The sequence below is a fragment of the Saccharophagus sp. K07 genome, from assembly GCF_014336955.1.
In the GTDB taxonomy this organism is placed as follows: Bacteria; Pseudomonadota; Gammaproteobacteria; order Pseudomonadales; family Cellvibrionaceae; genus UBA5868.
Window position 1 is genome coordinate 170161 of record NZ_QRAI01000001.1, and the last position, 17263, is coordinate 187423.

The window sequence follows — 17263 nt, forward strand, 5'->3', positions numbered from 1 at the left end:
GCTGCGGATGGCGGGAGCGAACAATAATAACGAAGTGGGTCGGACCTGCCGGCTCACCAGTCGCTCTAACTGTCGAGGCACTCATGCGTTTTCTCAAATGGCTGATCGGTATTGTCATTACCGTGGGCATTTTGCTCGCGGCTGTCCCTCTGGTTACCAAGTGGTACGTCATCCGCTGGCTGGAAAGCAAAGGTTATCAGGCCGAAATCAAACGTCTTGGTATGAATTTTCTGTGGGGCAAATTGAGCGCTCAGGGCGTTGCTCTCATAAGCCCAAGCGGAGAGCGCTTTGAAATTTTTGACGCCTCAGCGGATTTTGATTTATGGCCTATTAAAGATGGCAAGCTGGTTATCGATAGGCTGAAAGCGGACAGCGCACGTTTGGATATCCGCCACACCGCTAATGGTTTGAGCGTTGCCGGGTTTTCGTTCGACGATCTTATGAGCAGGGTCGGTAGCCTCTATCCACTCGAAGTTCGGCTGGCACAGCTGACTTACGTCGACTTTTGTTATGCAACTCAACAGTGTATTCGGGCGGAGAACGTCACTTTTTCGCGCGCCAGATGGGTGACTTCGGGGCAGAATTGGTCTTTTGTGCACAATGCACCGCTAACCATCGAGAAAGTTTTTTTACGCGATCAAAACAATAGCGGTACTTTGTTTTACGGGGCGGAACTCAGTATTGCCCGCGGCCTGTACAGTGCGGGTTCGGTCGAGCTGGAAAATTTGATGTTACGCAATTTCCAGTTTATTGAGGGTTCTTTTGGCGCCGCGGGAATGGAAGCGCCCTATCAAACGCAGATCGGTGAAACCTCCATTACAAGCCTCCAGTGGCAGAGGGGGGCTCCTCACACTCTGGCGGTTGGCGCAGTTGATGTCACCAGTTTGCGGCAGTCCCTGTATCGCAATGTCGATGGCCATCTGATGGTGCCAATCCGGCTGCGTATGCCCAAGGTCAATTTGACGGTAGAAAAAGTGGAAGTGCGCGACGGAGCCGTGTCCTGGCTGGATCATTCCGTTACTCCGCCCGCGAGCGCCAACGCCTCTTCGCTTCATTTGCAGCTTGGCGCTATCGATAATAGCAAGCCGGATAGTGTCGTCCCTCTCAAGTTAACCGGCGGCCTGTACCAACAAGGAAAAACGTTGCTGGAAGGGGATATATATCCATTCACCTCACCGATTCGTTTTGCCCTGACCGGCTTTGTCCAGGATGTGGATCTCTCCAAGCTGGAAGGCTATAGCCGTAAATACCTGCATCAGAGGGTCGACCAGGGCTTGGCGGATGTGTCCATCAGCGCTGTGGCGCGCAACAACCAATTGGAGGCAGATACCCGCTGGCAATTCACCGATTTGCGCATCGAACCAAGTCGTGGCAACAGTTCGGATATGCCCCTGGAATTATCGTATGACCTTCTCAAAGACCATAACCGCAGCGTCGCGTTTACCATGCCCTTGCGCGGTGAGTTTGGCAGTGCGCAGTTAGAGCCGGAATACATCTTCTCCCGTCAGATTCGCCGGGTGCTGAGTGATATGGCGCGTCAACGGGTTAATCCGGTCGGTGCTGCGCGCATTCCTGCCGGGTCTACATCCGCTGGCAAGGTGGCATTTCTGCCGATCGAGTACCGCGCGAACAGCCGTTACCCGGGGGATGCGGATTTGAACCGCTTGGTGGAAATTGCCGCTATGCTGCGGGACAAACCCCATCTGAAAATGACCTTTTGCCCGGTGAGCACAGCGGGTGAATGGGCAGAAATCTTCAACGATGGTGAACGCCCTGCTACATCCACCGAGTTGTTACCTGAGCACGAAGAAGAGCTGATCGGTCTTGCCAGCGCACGCGGAAAAATCATTCGCACGCGCCTGATTGAGTCAGGAGCCGCCGCTGATCAGATCGAAATTTGCAATCCGACGGTCGATATGTCGCAGTTTGGGCTGTCTTTTGTGTCGATTTCCTTATAATCGCCAGCTTCTCTGCCCCGGCCGTGGCCGGGGTTCCCGTCCCTTTGGAAACTTGCCGTCGCTATGACTGATTTGCTTGCACCTTCCGCAGACGAACGTATTCCCCTTAAACAATTCACCGAGAAGGCGTACCTGGACTACTCCATGTACGTGATTCTCGACCGCGCCCTGCCGCATGTGGGCGACGGTCTCAAGCCGGTACAGCGGCGCATCATCTACGCCATGAGCGAATTGGGTTTGAAGGCTTCGGCCAAGTACAAAAAATCCGCTCGTACCGTGGGGGATGTGATTGGTAAATTCCACCCGCACGGCGACTCAGCCGCTTATGAAGCCATGGTTTTGATGGCGCAGCCGTTCTCCTTTCGCTACCCGCTGATCGACGGGCAGGGCAACTGGGGTTCGCAGGACGATCCCAAATCCTTCGCCGCCATGCGTTACACGGAAGCCAAGCTCACCCCGTTTTCTGAAGTGCTGCTGAGCGAACTCGCCCAAGGTACGGTGGATTGGCAGCCAAACTTTGACGGAACCATTGAAGAGCCGCGGGTTTTGCCGGCGCGTGTGCCGACTGTACTGTTAAATGGCACTACCGGGATCGCGGTGGGTATGGCGACGGATATTCCGCCGCACAACCTGCGCGAGGTAGTGGCGGCGACTGTGCATCTGCTGGAAAACCCCAAAGCGACCCCGGCGGAGTTGTGCCAGTTTGTGCTCGGCCCTGATATGCCGACCGATGCGGAAATCATTACTCCGCGAGCTGAATTGGTGCGCATCTACGAAACCGGCCGCGGCAGCGTGAAAATGCGCGCCAAATGGATTAAAGAAGAGGGTGATATCGTTATCACGGCTCTGCCGCATCAAGTGAGCGGTGCCAAGATCCTGGAGCAGATTGCTGCGCAGATGCAGGCGAAGAAGCTGCCGATGGTGGCGGATCTGCGTGATGAGTCGGATCATGAGAACCCGACGCGCCTGGTGATAGTGCCGCGCTCCAACCGCATCGACGTAGACGCATTGATGAATCACCTGTTTGCCACCACTGAGCTGGAGCGCAGCTACAGGGTCAACATCAATCTGATTGGCAACGACGGCAAGCCCGGGGTAAAAAACCTGGCGGAGCTGCTGACTGAATGGCTGGTTTTCCGCATGGAGACCGTGCGCCGCCGTCTGCAGCACCGTTTGGATTGGGTGGATCGCCGTCTGCATTTGTTGGACGGTATGTTGATCGCTTATCTCAATCTGGATGAGGTGATCCACATCATCCGCACCGAGGATCATCCGAAAGAAAAATTGATGGCGCGGTTCGGTCTGTCGGAAGATCAGGCCAATTACATCCTCGATACCCGCTTGCGTCAGTTGGCGCGCCTGGAAGAAATGAAAATCCGCGGCGAGCAGGAAGAGCTGGCCAAGGAAAAAGCCGACCTGGAAGCGACTCTTGCGTCTGAGCGACGCATGAAAACCCTGGTGCGCAAAGAGCTGGAAGCGACGGCAAAAGAATTCGGCGACGACCGCCGCAGTCCCTTGGTGGAACGAGCCGAAGCTCAGGCGTTCAGCGAAACCGAACTTCTGCCCAGCGAGCCGGTGACGGTTGTTCTGTCAGAAAAAGGCTGGATTCGCTCGGCCAAAGGCCACGATATAGACCCGCACAGCTTGAGCTATAAGGCGGGCGACCAGTTTGCGTTTCTCGCTCGCGGTAAAAGCCAGCAGACGGTGCTGCTCTTGGATTCAACCGGCCGCAGTTACAGTATTCCCGCCCACTCCTTGCCATCGGCCCGGGGGCAGGGTGAGCCTGTCACCAGCCGCCTCAATCCTCCCAGTGGTGCCACCTTTATGGGAGTGTTGATGGGCGAGGATTCCCAGCCGATCTTGCTCGCCACAGACGCCGGTTACGGCTTTGTCGCGACACTGGGAGATATGCAGAGCAAGAACCGCTCGGGCAAGACGCTGCTGACGGTACCAGAAGGTGCACGGGTACTACCTCCGGCTATTATTCAAGACGTCAGCACAACGCAGTTGGTGGCGGTGACCAACGACGGCCGTATGTTGGTGTTCCCGGTCACTGAATTGCCCGTTCTGGCCAAAGGCAAGGGCAATAAGATCATAGGTATCCAGACCAGCCGTTTGGAAACCCGTGAAGAATATATGGTGGCAGTGGTTCCGCTGACCGAGGGGCAAACCGTCAAAATCTGGTGCGGTAAACGTTCGCTGCAATTGCGCCTGAAAGATATGGCGCATTACATGGGGGAGCGCGGTCGCAGAGGGCACAAATTGCCGCAAGGATTCCAGCGCGTTGACCGGATTGAGCTCATAGATTAACGCACGGACAGGATCTGTTTCGTTTCGTGCAAATCCTGTCCAAAATCACGCTGATTTAAACGTTGGTGTAAAAAAAGCTGACGTTTTTCCGCTTTTACTACTCGCTTTTTTCCCGCTCCCGGGCGTAAACTACGCCCGTTTTCTAAGTGCCTGCTTACAGTCCTGGCCAAGCGCGACGCTACATGGCGAGTCGCATATTCTTCTGTAGTTTTCTTTTTCCTGTATCGGAAATTTCTTTACACGTTCAGAGGTTGTGTCATGTTCCGAAAACACGGACGAACGTCTATCCGTTGCCCTATGCAGCTCAAGCATCAGCGGCTCGGTTCCTTAGATGTCGTAACAAAAGATATAAGCGCATCAGGTATTTTTATCGATTTGCAGTCGCAAACAGATTCCGCATTACTGAGTCAATTGCGCTTGGGCGACACCCTGGAAGCGCACATTGAAAGTCCCGACAGTGAAACGGAAAAAGTCCGCTTGCAAGTGGCCCGTCTGAGTAAAGACGGTTTTGCTTTGATGTTTATTTAACCTGTTCGGTTACAGGGTTCGGCTCTTTCTTCGCATTAAAAGTCGGGTCCTCCGAATTTAAAGACAGCAAGAGTTGCGCAGGGATATCCGGTTCTAAGTGATTGACGCGGATAATAGAGCGCAACTCTTCTATGTAGGTTTCCCCTCGTTCCGAATACTTCTGCAGCGCTCCCACCAGTTCATATCCAGTTAAAGGTTCTCCTTTGGCGGTCTTCTCCTGCCGCAGAACTCGCAGTTCATGATAGGCCGAGTGGCTATTGATATTGAGGAAGTAGGCGCGCACCGATTCCCTGGCCGAGGCAAAGGTTGCAACTTCATGAGATGCGCCTTCGCGGCGCCGATTGGGCACCATTCCGCAACCTGGTTTGAAACACCACTGGCCGAAGTAGTTATTACCCTCGCGCGCGAACCGCGAGGTGCCCCAGGCCGATTCCGAAGCCGCCTGAGCCAGTGCCATGGCCGCTGGAATCTGATTGATGCGCCGTTCCAAACGCTGCAGCACAACAGCAGGCGGGGCCTCTGCCACGCTGTAGCTCGTCCGCCATTCCTCCAATAGTGCGAGTTCTTTCGGTCGCAATTTGCCGTGAGCGGCGCGTTCTTTTAGCTGTAGCAGTATTTCCCTCTGTTCAAGCAGGCGTTGGTTTTCCTGGTCAATCAAGGGCTGAAAAAACTGAAAAAACGCTTCTTTGCGGGAGGCGATATCGCGGATGGCTTTGAAGTTTGGCGGGGCAGGGTCGACCCAAGCGTCAGGGGGGAGTGTTTCTTCGATGATCGCCAACGACGGGCTGTCGCTGGGCCACGGGTAATTCATAAGGAAGAAGCCTGTGCCGACTAAGGACATACAGTAGCCGGCGAGGCCATAAGCTAGAACCGATTTAAATCTCAAACCCATGCATCAATCTACGGCTTCGTCTTGTTACCCCAAAGCGTAGATGATTATGTGGTGAATATCACAGTTTCAGCGACGAACGCAGCGCTTGGAGCTTCTCCTGATTGCGGGCTCTATCCAATGGCTCGGGCGCTTTTTCCGGCAGAGCGGGCGGCACTGGCGGTTCCAATTGAGTTCCGTTGCGCACGGCTTGGCAGATTTCTTCATAGATATCCCGATAGATCGGGAAAGCGACCGATTCCGGCTGGGTTTGCAGAAAGTACCAGTCGCAGCGTTTGCCGGCGTGATAGACGGCAGGGTGGGACCAGTTATAGGCCGCTTTGGGCGATGGTGCGCGGCAGGCCTCGATATAAGCACTGTGAGCGTCCGGCAGATCGAGATCGCTGCTCGCTTTTTCGCAGTAGTGGATCATGGTGCGCAGCGTCGGCAGGTATTCGCTGGTTTCGATCACCATCTTGGCGGCGCTGAGTAGTGTCCGGGCGTCGAACCGCCCCAGCATTTCCAGCCAGAGGCGTTTGACCTCATTGAGTTCGGCAGCATTACCGAACGCCTTCAAGTATTGGTTGTGATAATTCAGCCGGAAAAGGGTGAACACCTGGTTGATGGCATCCACCATCGCCAAACGGCGGGCCTGGGCAGCGGCATCTTTGGACGATTGGGGGGGCTCAGAGGGCCCAACTGCGGTCGGTGAGTTGTTCGGCAAGGCTCAATTCTCGTGTGGACTTGGTTTGTGGATCTTCTTGCGCGTGGCGTTTCGCCCAGCGCTGTTTCACATACTGTAAAAATCGGGTGTTCCAGGAGGAATGCACCTGGTTGCTGTCGCGCCAGTAGATAACGAATTCGGGCAACAGACTTTGGGCGAAGGGGATATCGATATTCGCCAAGCGCAATACTTCGTAGACGTCCTGGGACGGCACCCAATTGGGTGGGATGCGGCGCGGCGTAGGATCGTGCTCCAGGGCAGCTTTGTAGCGCAACCACTGATGATGGACATGATCGCGAAACTTTTTGTTCCAGTTGTCCGAGCGCACGCCTTTTTCCCGCCAATAAAGCTCAAATTCCGGAATCGCATCTTCAATGAACTGACGGCTGATGCCGGCGTGGCGCGACAGCACATCAATTGCTTCTTCGCTGGGCCGCCAGTTGCGCGGCATTAGCGTCTCGCGGCTGCGCGCATTCTGCTCTGCTTCGTATTCGCGCCATTTGCGGATGGTGTGCTGAATAAACTTCGATCCCCAGGAGTGGGCTGACTCGCCGCGCTCGCGCCAGTAGTTGACGAACTCGGGTACCTGCTCCAGGGCAAAACTGCTGGGAATATTGTGCTGCGCCAGGCGGCCGAGGATTTCGCGGTCGGGTTGCCAGGACGGCGGCATCAGGTTTTTGCTGGCGGGCGTCGGCGCGGCGATTTGCTGCGGCACAGGTGCAGATGCGCTTTGTACCACTCTGTCATTGAACGCGAATTTTAGCTGGCGCGCGGTGGCGTAAGGAGCAGATGCGATCAGCAGCAAGCCTTGCTCGCGCAGGTTGGCGGCAACGCGCTGCACATCTTGGGGTTGCCAGAAGGGCATCAGGCGACTGACGGATGTTTCGTTCAAGGTGAACCAAACATACCCATTGCTGCTAAGCCCGGTCTGGCTGCGCGCTACGCCAGTGAGTATCGACAACATGGTTGCTTCCTCGAGGCCAATGGTGGCCGCCAGAGTGGGGTAAACCAGTATCGGTGTTTCGGGTATCAAGCTGTTTTGATCGTGGGATCGGGTCATGGGGAACTCAAGTCTTAGTTCCATACTCTAGCACTGCCCTTCGATTATTGGTAACCGTCTTATGGAGCAAGTGTGGACAGGCGCAGCTTATTGCGGACTCTGCTCTTCTTGGTGTGATTTAACCCCTGTGTTAGTGTTGGCGCGTTTTTCTGATCCCGAGTCCGTCATGTTATTTCCCGTTTCCAACGATCTTGAAGAAGCTCTGTGTTTCTCCCGCTTCGACGAAGGACATTTGCTGTCGACCGTTTCCGATCACCGTTTTGTGCTGGACGAAACTACTTGGCTGTCGGCGGAGCATTGTTATCAGGCGCAGAAGTTTTCGCACAATCCGGCCTATCAAGCGCGTATTGCCCAGGCCTCGTCGGCGCAGGAGGCGTATAAGCTCGGCAATCGCTGGTGGCCGCTCAAGCGGGGTGATTTTAAGCAGGTGCGCCGGGTGCTGATGACGCGGGCGCTCTATTGCAAAGCCCAGCAAAATCCGGAAGTCGGCGAGTTTTTGTTGGCGACGGGCGAGCAAAAGATCGTCGAGACATCGCTGTACGACCACTATTGGGGAATAGGGCGGGATCTGCGCGGACAGAACATGTTGGGGCAGGTCTGGATGGATGTGCGCCGGCGGATGCGTGAGCGTTTGCAGGAGATTGCGAATGGCCAAGGCTAAAACCGCCTTTGTTTGTGACGACTGCGGCGCCGACTTCACCAAATGGCAGGGGCAGTGCAGCGAGTGCGGCGCGTGGAATTCGCTGAAGGAAGTCCGCCTTAGCAGCAGTACCCGCTCAAGTGGCGAAGGAGTGTTGAAAGGATACGCCGGTGCTACCGAGGCGAAGATTCAAACCCTGCAGGATGTCTCCCTCACTGAAGTACCGCGCTTTACCTCGACTATGGGCGAATTCGACCGCGTGCTCGGCGGCGGTTTTGTACCGGGTTCGGTGGTGCTGGTCGGTGGGCATCCGGGCGCGGGTAAATCGACTCTGCTGTTGCAATCCCTCTGCAAACTCTCGCAATCACACCGTGCTTTGTACGTCACCGGCGAAGAATCCTTGCAGCAGGTTGCCATGCGGGCAAAACGTCTGGGGTTGCCCATGGACCGTTTGCAGGTGCTGGCGGAAACCAATGTGGAAAGCATCGTCAATCTGGCGCAACAGGTTGCGCCGGGCATTATGGTGGTGGACTCGATTCAGGTGGTACATCTGGCGGATATCAGTTCCGCGCCGGGCAGTGTGTCGCAAGTGCGCGAATGCGCCGCATTGTTGACTCGCTTTGCCAAGCAGACGGGGACGGTGCTGATTCTGGTGGGGCATGTCACCAAAGACGGGACCCTGGCGGGTCCAAAAGTGCTGGAGCACATTATCGACTGCTCGATCATGCTGGAAGGTGGCCACGACTCCCGATTCCGCACCCTGCGCGGCCACAAAAACCGTTTTGGCGCGGTGAATGAGTTGGGGGTGTTTGCCATGACTGAGCAGGGCATGAAGGAAGTGCCCAACCCTTCGGCCATCTTTCTTCAGCGCGCGGAAGAAATCGCCCCGGGGTCGGTAGTAATGGCCACCTGGGAAGCCACCCGGCCACTCCTAGTGGAGATCCAGGCGCTGGTGGACAGCAGCCACGGCAACCCGCGGCGCGTCGCCGTGGGTATGGAGCAAAACCGCCTGGCCATGCTGCTGGCGGTGTTGCACCGCCACGGTGGCTTGATGCTGGGCGATCAGGACGTTTTTGTGAATGCCGTCGGTGGGGTAAAGATCATGGAGCCCAGTGCCGATTTGGCGCTGCTGTTCGCGCTGGTATCCAGCTTCCGCGATATAACCTTGCCGCGTGACTTGGTGGTGTTTGGTGAAGTGGGGCTGTCCGGCGAGATTCGCCCGGTACCCAGCGGGCAGGAACGCCTGCGCGAAGCGGCCAAACACGGCTTCCGCCGCGCCATAGTGCCTGCAGCCAATACGACCAAAGAGAAAATTGCCGGATTGGAAGTGATCCCGGTTAAGAAGATCGACGAGGCTTTGTCCTACATCTAAAACGTTTTGTCCTACATCTAAAACTTATTGCTGGTGGCGTTTTAGCAGCTCCGCCAGTACCCGCTCGGCGGCCCCTGGCTCGCCCAGGTTGATTTCGATCAGTCGGCGCAAATGCACCATGCTGTCCATATCGATGCTGGTGCAGTGAAAACCGAGAAATGCCGAGCTGCTGTGTACCAACGTAACCTGCATGGTGATGATGACATCATCCGCCAAAGTCACCTGCAGGGTGCAGGGAATATCGGTGCGCAGGTGGTAGTCGGCTGGAGTGGAAATCAGCACGCCATTGACAGAAATATCCTGCAGCTGTGCTTGGTACTGTTTTCCTTCCTGCAACAGGCGCACATCCCCATCGAATGGAATTCGGCTGAAATTCCGTCGCTCCGGTGTAACTATGGTCTTTTCCATGAAAATGGCTGCTCATATTGGGATAACAGCCCAAGTTTAGACCCGCAGCGCGACGGCTACCAATTGAACAGTGGCACGAAAAGAAAAGGGCACCAAGTGGTGCCCTTTGGGTTGTGAGAGGAAGATTAAGCTTTCAGTGGCTTGTACTTCACGCGCTGCGGCTGGGCATTGGCACCTTTGCGAGCGATGAAGTCTTCGTGGTACTCAGTGTAGTTACCGGTGAAGAACACCACTTCACTGTCGCCTTCGTAGGCCAGAATGTGGGTGGCCACGCGGTCGAGGAACCAGCGGTCGTGCGAGATGATCAGCGCACAGCCGGGGAACGCCAGCAAGGCTTCTTCCAAGGCGCGCAGGGTTTCCACGTCCAGGTCGTTGGACGGTTCGTCGAGCAACAAGACGTTGGCGCCCTGTTTCAGGGTGTTGGCCAGATGCAGGCGGCCGCGCTCACCGCCGGACAATTCACCGACGCGCTTCTGTTGGTCGGTGCCTTTGAAGTTGAAGCGGCCTACGTAGGAGCGTGAGCTGACCTCGTAATTGCCGATCTTCAGAATGTCCTGACCGCCGGACACGGCTTCCCATACGGTTGCGTTGTTATCCAGATTGTCGCGGCTCTGCTCGACGTAGGCGACTTTGACGGTTTCGCCGATGATGATTTCGCCTTTGTCTGGGGTTTCCGTGCCGTTGATCATGCGGAACAGGGTGGTTTTACCTGCACCGTTACCACCGACGATACCGACGATCGCCCCCTTGGGCACACTGAAGCTCAGGTTGTCAATCAGCAGGCGATCGCCAAAGCTCTTGGAGACGTTTTTGAACTCGATGACCTTGTCACCCAGGCGCTCGCCCGGCGGAATGTAAATCTCGTTGGTTTCATTGCGCGCTTGGTATTCCTGGGATTGCATTTCCTCAAAGCGGGCCAAGCGAGCTTTGTTCTTGGCATGGCGGCCTTTCGGATTCTGCCGCACCCATTCCAATTCTGCTTTCATAGCCTTTTGGCGGGCGGCTTCGGTGCGGGCTTCCTGCTCCAGACGCTGTTCTTTCTGCTCCAGCCAGGAGGAATAGTTGCCTTCATAAGGAATGCCGCGACCGCGGTCCAATTCCAGAATCCAGCCGGCGGCGTTGTCGAGGAAGTAACGATCGTGGGTTACTGCCACTACAGTGCCGGGGAAGTTGACCAGGAATTGCTCCAGCCAATAGACAGATTCGGCGTCCAAGTGGTTGGTCGGCTCGTCGAGCAGCAGCATATCCGGGCGCGACAGCAACAGGCGGCACAGGGCGACACGGCGCTTTTCACCACCGGACAGATTTTTGATCTCGGCATCCCAGGGCGGCAGGCGCAAAGCGTCGGCGGCGACTTCAAGGGTGTGGTTCAGGTTGTGCGCATCCCAGGCTTGAATAATGTCCTCAAGCTGAGCCTGACGCTTGGCCAGGGCGTCAAAGTCGGCGTCCGGCTCGGCGTAGGCAGCGTAGACCTTGTCCAGCTCCGCCAGTGCATCCACCGCTTCTTGCACACCTTCTTCCACATTGCCGCGGACGTTTTTGTTCGGGTTGAGCTGCGGCTCCTGCGGCAGGTAGCCGATTTTGATCCCCGGCATGGGACGGGCTTCGCCTTGGATGTCCTGGTCGAGGCCCGCCATGATTTTCAACAGAGTCGACTTTCCCGAACCGTTTAAACCGAGCACACCGATCTTGGCGCCGGGGAAAAACGACAGGGAAATGTCTTTCAGAATTTCGCGTTTGGGCGGCACGATTTTGCCAACCCGGTTCATGGTATAGACGTATTGCGCCATTGGGCGACCTCAAAACTTGCGGGTGAGGGAAAAGAGCGCGCAGATTAGCCCCCCACCGGGGGGATTTCAACTGCAGCCCGTTCGAACAGGTGTATGAGTTTGAAAAGGCTTTTGCCATAAAAAAAGGCGACCTTGCGGTCGCCTATCAATGGTCCTCACAGGAATGAGGAATAGTTGAATCAACTGAACTTGTGGCGGCGTGTTCACCTGCGCGGTGCTGCTGTCCCAGGGAGGAGTGAAGTTCTGCGCAATTGGGATGGTAGTAATCTGACCTCGGGATTCTCATCCTGCAGGATTCCGATTAACGGATGTGTATTGTGAAAAACCATATGAATCACGCCCTGGTGTGCCTCATTCAGTGGTAAATCGACGCACCCGCCATGTGCGCTTTGTGCACAAAGACGTGTAGGTGACATTGATCCGGAAGCTGTATTGATCAGCAGAAAATATTTATCTGGCGAAGCTGGGGATAATTCCAGTCTGTAGCGCCAGTGCTGGTCGCTCTCAGTAGGCGAGTGGCCTTGAATTAACATGTTTGGACTTTCGGGTGTTTTGGTGGAAATCATGACGCAAGCACCTAAAGAATCGAGAATGGCGCAATAGCGTTTATAAATGTCCTCGTCCTGCCGCAATGCGGATTTAATTTTTTCACTGTCAGCAACTTCCGGATTTTGTACATAGCAATACAGCTGCCGCAGACTGATGGCAGGAAATTGCTCTATCCATTCTTTTGCTTGGTTGTGCACCATAAATTCCTGCATAACGGTCTGGCGCGCACTTACAGTCAAATCTTTCCATCGTTTGTTCATAGGATTGCTTATCACCAGTTTTGGTAAATCAATGCGAAAGTGACCAATATGGTGGAAATGTCACTTAACATTTTTTGCTCTGGAGTTTTAAGAAAGTTTTTTAAACGCCGATTTATCGAATGCAAATGCAATAAAGCATTTGGCAATCTTTCAGCGACTGCTGCTACGGTCGTCACCGAGCAGGGGTGGATCAAGTCATTTTTTAGATAATGATTTGAGTCGAGGAACTCCCAGGCTTCCCGGGATTTTTGCATAGCCTGTTGCAGCCTCTCTGGAAGTGGGGCATTGGCTGCCAGTTGTTGTTGAATGGTTTGTACTGAGCCATTGTGCGATTGCCTGCTTGTAGGTGCATCATGAGGGAAAGACTCGTGTCCGATAAGGTCGGGGCAGATTGCAAAAAGCAATTGCAATCCTTCGGGGTGTTGGTGGGTTATAAGGATGTGCGCGCAAGCAAGGCAAATTTTGCGGAATTCGCTTATGGCATCCTCGATTTTGGCAATAGCGTCGGTGTAATTCAGAATGTGTCGCTGAGTTTCCTGCAGATGCAACAAACGGGTCAGTTGTTTATCAGTACTTTTGCTGCTGAATTCAATCAATGCATTTTGCAAAGGTGCAAAACAATGGGAGCGCAGAGCGGATAGTGCAAGATGCATTGCTGGCGCTGGCAAATCCGTCAAATAGGAGATGTTGCTCAGATCGGCTTTATTTAGAAATGTGATTTGCGGAAATTCGGTAACAAGAGCCAGCCAATCGTCCTGCCAAGTGCAGCCATGAAGTGACGAGCAAATTTCTACCAACGAATCCAAATAATCACTAAGGTCGACGCTGTCATTTGGCAGGCCGGAATCAACTTTGTCTGCTGCAGCTGCAAAGTGTTCGATGAAAGACACGAAAAGCTGGTGAACTTTCGAATAACGTTGGACATTCAAATCCTTGTTGCGGCAGTGTTCAATCCAAAAATCGAGAACTTGATCGGATTGAATATCCATATAGGAAAAACAACCTTCGCCAAAACGGCGATCCAGAAACTCGATGATGGTTTTAAATCGGTGATTTTGTTGGCTAATGCCGCTGCGTTTTTGCCGATATTGTTCAAACGCGTCCGCCCAATCCAGTGCAATTGCCTCCACGAGTCCGCGAATACTAACGACTCTGGCGATATCTCGGGCGCGAAGCATAAATTCCTCGAACCCTAAGAGCTCCGCAACAAGATTGGCTGTCATGACCAGATAGGGGAGTGAGCACGCTTGAATGCGAAAGGAGATGCCGTCGGTGTAAGTGGCAACTATACCTCCACCATCATCATTGGCCGCTTCATCCACCTTGTTGCAAAAAAGCGCATGCAATTGTGACTGGTCGGCGGGGCATACAAAAAATAACGTCCCTATGTCGACGCCATATTGATGGGCGGCTGCGATCAGATGGGCGAGGCGTTTAAATAAGCTGGGGCGCTCTCTTTTCAGCAGATGTACCAGGCATCTGGTCAGCAATTTAGGATTCAAGGGCGCTCCAGGTTGGTGCTCTTCGGTTTCACCGGCGTTTCATATAACAAGTCTGTAAGCGGGTTGGCGATTGTCATCGACTGCTTCCAGGGATTGCGTAAATCCCTGGGAAATGTCTATTGAACGGATACAGACATAAGAAAAGTGCACAGCCCATCCACGAGCATTCCTCGATTGTCGAGCGCTTTGATTATTGGTTCTTCGAAAAGCAAAAAACGACTGCGTTATGACTTTGCCAAGCCGGGCCTGTTGGCCTTAATGGCGCTCTGTGGCTTCCTTGATGCCGGATTTGAGGGCCGTAGCGGAACGGTCATGGTAGGAAGGAATTGCGCGCCAAACAACGTGGAAAATTCAACCTTTTGCGGGCTTGAGTGAGTTTCGCTCGCCAGCTATCAGGTCGGCGAGATTGAGCAGGCCAGCTTCGTACATCAGAGTATCCCGAGTGACGTCACCGAACTTTTTGCGCAGGTTTTTGATGACGCTGTTGGCAACGTACTTGTAATCCAAGTCCAATTCCTGGCAGACGGCTTTTAAATTACTGCCTTTGGCCAGAGAGCTGAGAACGCGCTTTTCCGTGGAGGAGAGCGTTCGTAACAAAGGGGCGAGAAAAATCGCTCTCGCTTCGGTTGTGCAGAGCACTCTGTCGCTGAACATCAGCGACATTTTGCGCAGGTATTCGCCGCGCTCTTCATACAATTGATCAAATCCGCGGTCGACTTCTTCTCGGGTGACGCTGACGCCAGCGATGTTGTAACCGTCGCTGAAGGCCGGAACGGAAATTCCCTGATGGATACCGTAGTCCTCACGGGCGACGGTGATGACTTCCAGCTCGGATTTCGCCAACCGTCGTTCTTCCGCCTCGCGCCACCACACCATTGGCGTCAGGTCACCGCTGGTGATGCGTTTGATAGTGAAGTCATCCTTGCCAAACCGGGCCTCGCTGTAATGCTGGATAAATTTGGCGTTATAGGATTTGGAAATTCGGAATATGGGACTGAGCTGATTGAGGGAACGACCGAGTGCCCCGGGTATGAAGGTGTAGGAAAGATTGTCGAACCCCATGGCCAGGACGGCCTTTTCCAGCGCGTTGAACATGGTGTCTATGTCGGTCGCGGAATAGAGGGTTTCACAAAATTCCAAAAATACCTGCTGCAGCTGCGGCATATCAGCCTCGGGGTGGCGCTTTTTTCGCTTCGGTGATCATGCGCCATTTATGAAACATTGCGTTTAGCAGGTCAAGTGCTGGAAGGTGGCTAGTTAGCATCTGATTTATCGTTCTAGTAAGCCAAGGCGTTATCTGCGTAGGTGGTGATGTTCAGCGGGCAGGGCGGAATAATGGCATCATTGGATGCGCGTGGACAGTCCTATAAAGATTTCAGCGTTTTTGAGGCGGTTTCTCGGTTCAAACAAAGACAGCATGGTCGGGTGATCAAAAATGACTGTGTCGCTTTTACCCCAGTGTGCGTGATGCAGGCGATACCCGGTAGTCAGCCGCCAAGGAGACTGGAATTGTTTTGCCACACAGATTCCGGCTCCCCAAAAATTACCTTGATTGCTATCAGCAGATTTTTTGGCAAATCCCGAACTTGTATAGTCAAACATCACTTTTTCGCCGGCGCTGATTCCCCAGTAGGTCTCGAACTGAATGCTCCAGTGATTGATCAGGGGTTTGTGCAGAATAATTCCGGCATCCATTTCCCACCAACGTCTGGAAATCCTCACTGCAGCTGTGTGCTCCGTAGGCAATACTTTTCTACTCCAATAATGAGGCGAGATTTTCAGATAGGGGAAAACGGTAAAAAATTGTGTCGAATGGGCGTATTGAATTTGCAAGGCAATATTGCCCAGTCGGTAATCCGTTTCTGTTATCAAGGGCGTACCCAACAGAGTCTGACCCTCATAGTCCAGAGTTCCGTAGGTTATTTGGCTTTGCACATTTAAATGCCAGGACGGCGAAAGAAATTTTCTATATTGAATTGTGGCCTGATGTGCCTTGCCTTTTTCGTTGACGAAAATTTTATCGTCCAGTTGCTCATGGTATTGCAGTGAGCGAGTGGCAATTTCAATGCTGGCTTCAGGATTTGCATAAACCAAATAGCTTTTGGCAAATAATATGAGGAGCAGAAGCAGTTTTAATTTCATGGGCCGAAGTCAGAGCGGGCATATTTGCCCGCTCGTCAGAGTTAGGGAAGCTCTGATTAAGTTCAAATTTTTTCACTCATATTTTTTGAATAATTCTCAATTTCATTCATGGCGGAAAAGGCATGATTTTTCCCGTTTTTCCTACTTGTTTTGCCTTAAATCTGGCCAATTGCCAGATTTAAGGCGCACTGACCCTAGGTCAGCAAGAATTTCTTGCAGGTAAGCAGGTTTGCAAAACCCGCTAAAACATAAAGCCGGTTGGTATTTTTGGCGAGTCCCCGGTAACGCACTTTGGCATAGCCAAACTGCTGTTTGATCTTTAAAAATACGTGCTCTACTTTCGCTCGCACTTGGGCCTTGGCTTTTTCTGCCCGTGCGGCAATTCCTCTTAATGTTTTGCGAACACCGGGACGCTGACTAATTAGCCAATCCACTTCCACATCTTTTAGCTCGGGTCTTTTTTCTGCGCCGCGATATCCCGCGTCGCCCCAAACGGTACCCTCTTCGCCGTGCAGCAGTTCCGACAATTGCGTTATATCGTGCTCATTGGCAGACGTGGTAGTTAGCGTATGAACAACACCCAAAGTATCATCCACGCCAACATGCATTTTCATCCCAAAATGCCATTCGTTGCCTTTCTTGGTTTGATGCATTTCGGGATCACGCTCACCATTTTCATTTTTGGTCGAGGTGGGCGCTTCGATAATAGTGGCATCAACAATACTACCTTCTTTCAGTATTAATCCCTGTTTGTCGAGATGGTGGTTCACTTCTTTAAAAAGGGCTTCGCCTAAATTGTAGCGCTCTAACAAATGGCGGAATTTCAAAATAGTGGTTTCGTCCGGTATGGAACCGCTCAAGCTCAAGCCTGCGAATCTGCGCATGGATTCGATCTCGTACAGTGAATCCTCCATAGCTGGGTCGCTGAGATTGTAAAACAGCTGCATGCAGTGAACTCGCAGCATGACATTTAACGGGTAGGGATGGCGCCCTTGGCCATTTTTGGGGTAATGCCGCTGGATCTTGCGCTCCAATTGCTTCCAGGGAATCAGCGTATCCATTTGTTCGAGAAACTTTTCCCGCCGGGTTTTGCGCTTCTTTGCGTTATATTCGGCTTCGGCAAAAGTGAGCTGATTCATAATCGATTACCCT

15 protein-coding genes are annotated in these 17263 nt (G+C 53.4%); 5 read left to right on the forward strand and 10 right to left on the reverse strand.

Going from position 1 to position 17263, the window contains the following annotated elements; translation table 11 throughout:
* Nucleotides 1-83 precede the first annotated feature (83 nt).
* The 3 genes from DWB84_RS00750 (at nucleotide 84) to DWB84_RS00760 (ending at nucleotide 4796) form a co-directional block, all read left to right on the forward strand.
* Nucleotides 84-1958 (forward strand): DUF748 domain-containing protein, encoded by a 1875-nt coding sequence (locus DWB84_RS00750; protein ID WP_187407856.1) that lies wholly within the window; start codon nucleotides 84-86, stop codon nucleotides 1956-1958.
* A gap of 63 nt (nucleotides 1959-2021) precedes the next feature.
* The gene (gene parC, locus DWB84_RS00755) at nucleotides 2022-4268 is read left to right on the forward strand and encodes a DNA topoisomerase IV subunit A (RefSeq protein ID WP_187407857.1); all 2247 of its coding nucleotides are present in this window, start codon (nucleotides 2022-2024) and stop codon (nucleotides 4266-4268) included.
* A gap of 258 nt (nucleotides 4269-4526) precedes the next feature.
* Nucleotides 4527-4796 (forward strand): PilZ domain-containing protein, encoded by a 270-nt coding sequence (locus DWB84_RS00760; RefSeq protein WP_187407858.1) that lies wholly within the window; start codon nucleotides 4527-4529, stop codon nucleotides 4794-4796.
* On the opposite strand, the gene DWB84_RS00765 is transcribed toward DWB84_RS00760, so the two are convergent.
* The 3 genes from DWB84_RS00765 to DWB84_RS00775 all read right to left on the reverse strand — a co-directional run bounded on the left by DWB84_RS00765 (nucleotide 4789) and on the right by DWB84_RS00775 (nucleotide 7448).
* Nucleotides 4789-5607, reverse strand: a complete 819-nt coding sequence (locus DWB84_RS00765) for a glucosaminidase domain-containing protein (protein WP_187407859.1) — start codon at nucleotides 5605-5607, stop codon at nucleotides 4789-4791. The two genes, DWB84_RS00760 and DWB84_RS00765, sit on opposite strands and share 8 nt — an antisense overlap.
* 139 nt (nucleotides 5608-5746) lie before the next feature.
* Entirely contained in the window at nucleotides 5747-6388 is a 642-nt protein-coding gene (locus tag DWB84_RS00770; protein ID WP_255428765.1) for a replication protein P, read from the reverse strand.
* Complete coding sequence (locus DWB84_RS00775; protein WP_255428766.1) at nucleotides 6351-7448, reverse strand: DnaT-like ssDNA-binding domain-containing protein; 1098 nt, start codon at nucleotides 7446-7448, stop codon at nucleotides 6351-6353. Before DWB84_RS00775 ends, DWB84_RS00770 begins: the two co-directional genes overlap by 38 nt.
* A 61-nt stretch (nucleotides 7449-7509) precedes the next feature.
* Here DWB84_RS00775 and DWB84_RS00780 point away from each other — a divergent pair, with 61 nt between their 5' ends.
* Nucleotides 7510-8109, forward strand: a complete 600-nt coding sequence (locus tag DWB84_RS00780; protein WP_255428767.1) for an NADAR family protein — start codon at nucleotides 7510-7512, stop codon at nucleotides 8107-8109.
* Entirely contained in the window at nucleotides 8096-9460 is a 1365-nt protein-coding gene (radA, locus tag DWB84_RS00785; RefSeq protein ID WP_187407860.1) for a DNA repair protein RadA, read from the forward strand. Before DWB84_RS00780 ends, radA begins: the two co-directional genes overlap by 14 nt.
* Before the next feature lie 24 nt (nucleotides 9461-9484).
* Here the strand turns inward: radA and DWB84_RS00790 are convergent, their stop codons facing one another.
* From DWB84_RS00790 to DWB84_RS00820, 7 genes are all read right to left on the reverse strand, one after another.
* Entirely contained in the window at nucleotides 9485-9868 is a 384-nt protein-coding gene (locus DWB84_RS00790; protein ID WP_187407861.1) for a PilZ domain-containing protein, read from the reverse strand.
* Between the two features lie 125 nt (nucleotides 9869-9993).
* Nucleotides 9994-11658 carry an energy-dependent translational throttle protein EttA gene (ettA, locus tag DWB84_RS00795; RefSeq protein ID WP_187407862.1) on the reverse strand — a complete coding sequence of 555 codons (1665 nt, stop codon included), beginning with the start codon at nucleotides 11656-11658 and terminating at the stop codon, nucleotides 9994-9996.
* Between the two features lie 203 nt (nucleotides 11659-11861).
* Complete coding sequence (locus DWB84_RS00800) at nucleotides 11862-12467, reverse strand: hypothetical protein (protein WP_187407863.1); 606 nt, start codon at nucleotides 12465-12467, stop codon at nucleotides 11862-11864.
* Nucleotides 12468-12478: 11 nt separating this feature from the next.
* Nucleotides 12479-13969, reverse strand: coding sequence for a hypothetical protein (locus DWB84_RS00805; RefSeq protein ID WP_187407864.1), 1491 nt, complete (start codon nucleotides 13967-13969; stop codon nucleotides 12479-12481).
* A 351-nt stretch (nucleotides 13970-14320) separates the two neighbouring features.
* Complete coding sequence (locus tag DWB84_RS00810; RefSeq protein WP_187407865.1) at nucleotides 14321-15133, reverse strand: autoinducer binding domain-containing protein; 813 nt, start codon at nucleotides 15131-15133, stop codon at nucleotides 14321-14323.
* Nucleotides 15134-15310: 177 nt separating this feature from the next.
* Nucleotides 15311-16111 carry a hypothetical protein gene (locus DWB84_RS00815; RefSeq protein WP_187407866.1) on the reverse strand — a complete coding sequence of 267 codons (801 nt, stop codon included), beginning with the start codon at nucleotides 16109-16111 and terminating at the stop codon, nucleotides 15311-15313.
* A gap of 194 nt (nucleotides 16112-16305) precedes the next feature.
* Nucleotides 16306-17250 (reverse strand): IS5 family transposase, encoded by a 945-nt coding sequence (locus DWB84_RS00820; RefSeq protein ID WP_187407867.1) that lies wholly within the window; start codon nucleotides 17248-17250, stop codon nucleotides 16306-16308.
* Nucleotides 17251-17263 lie beyond the last annotated feature (13 nt).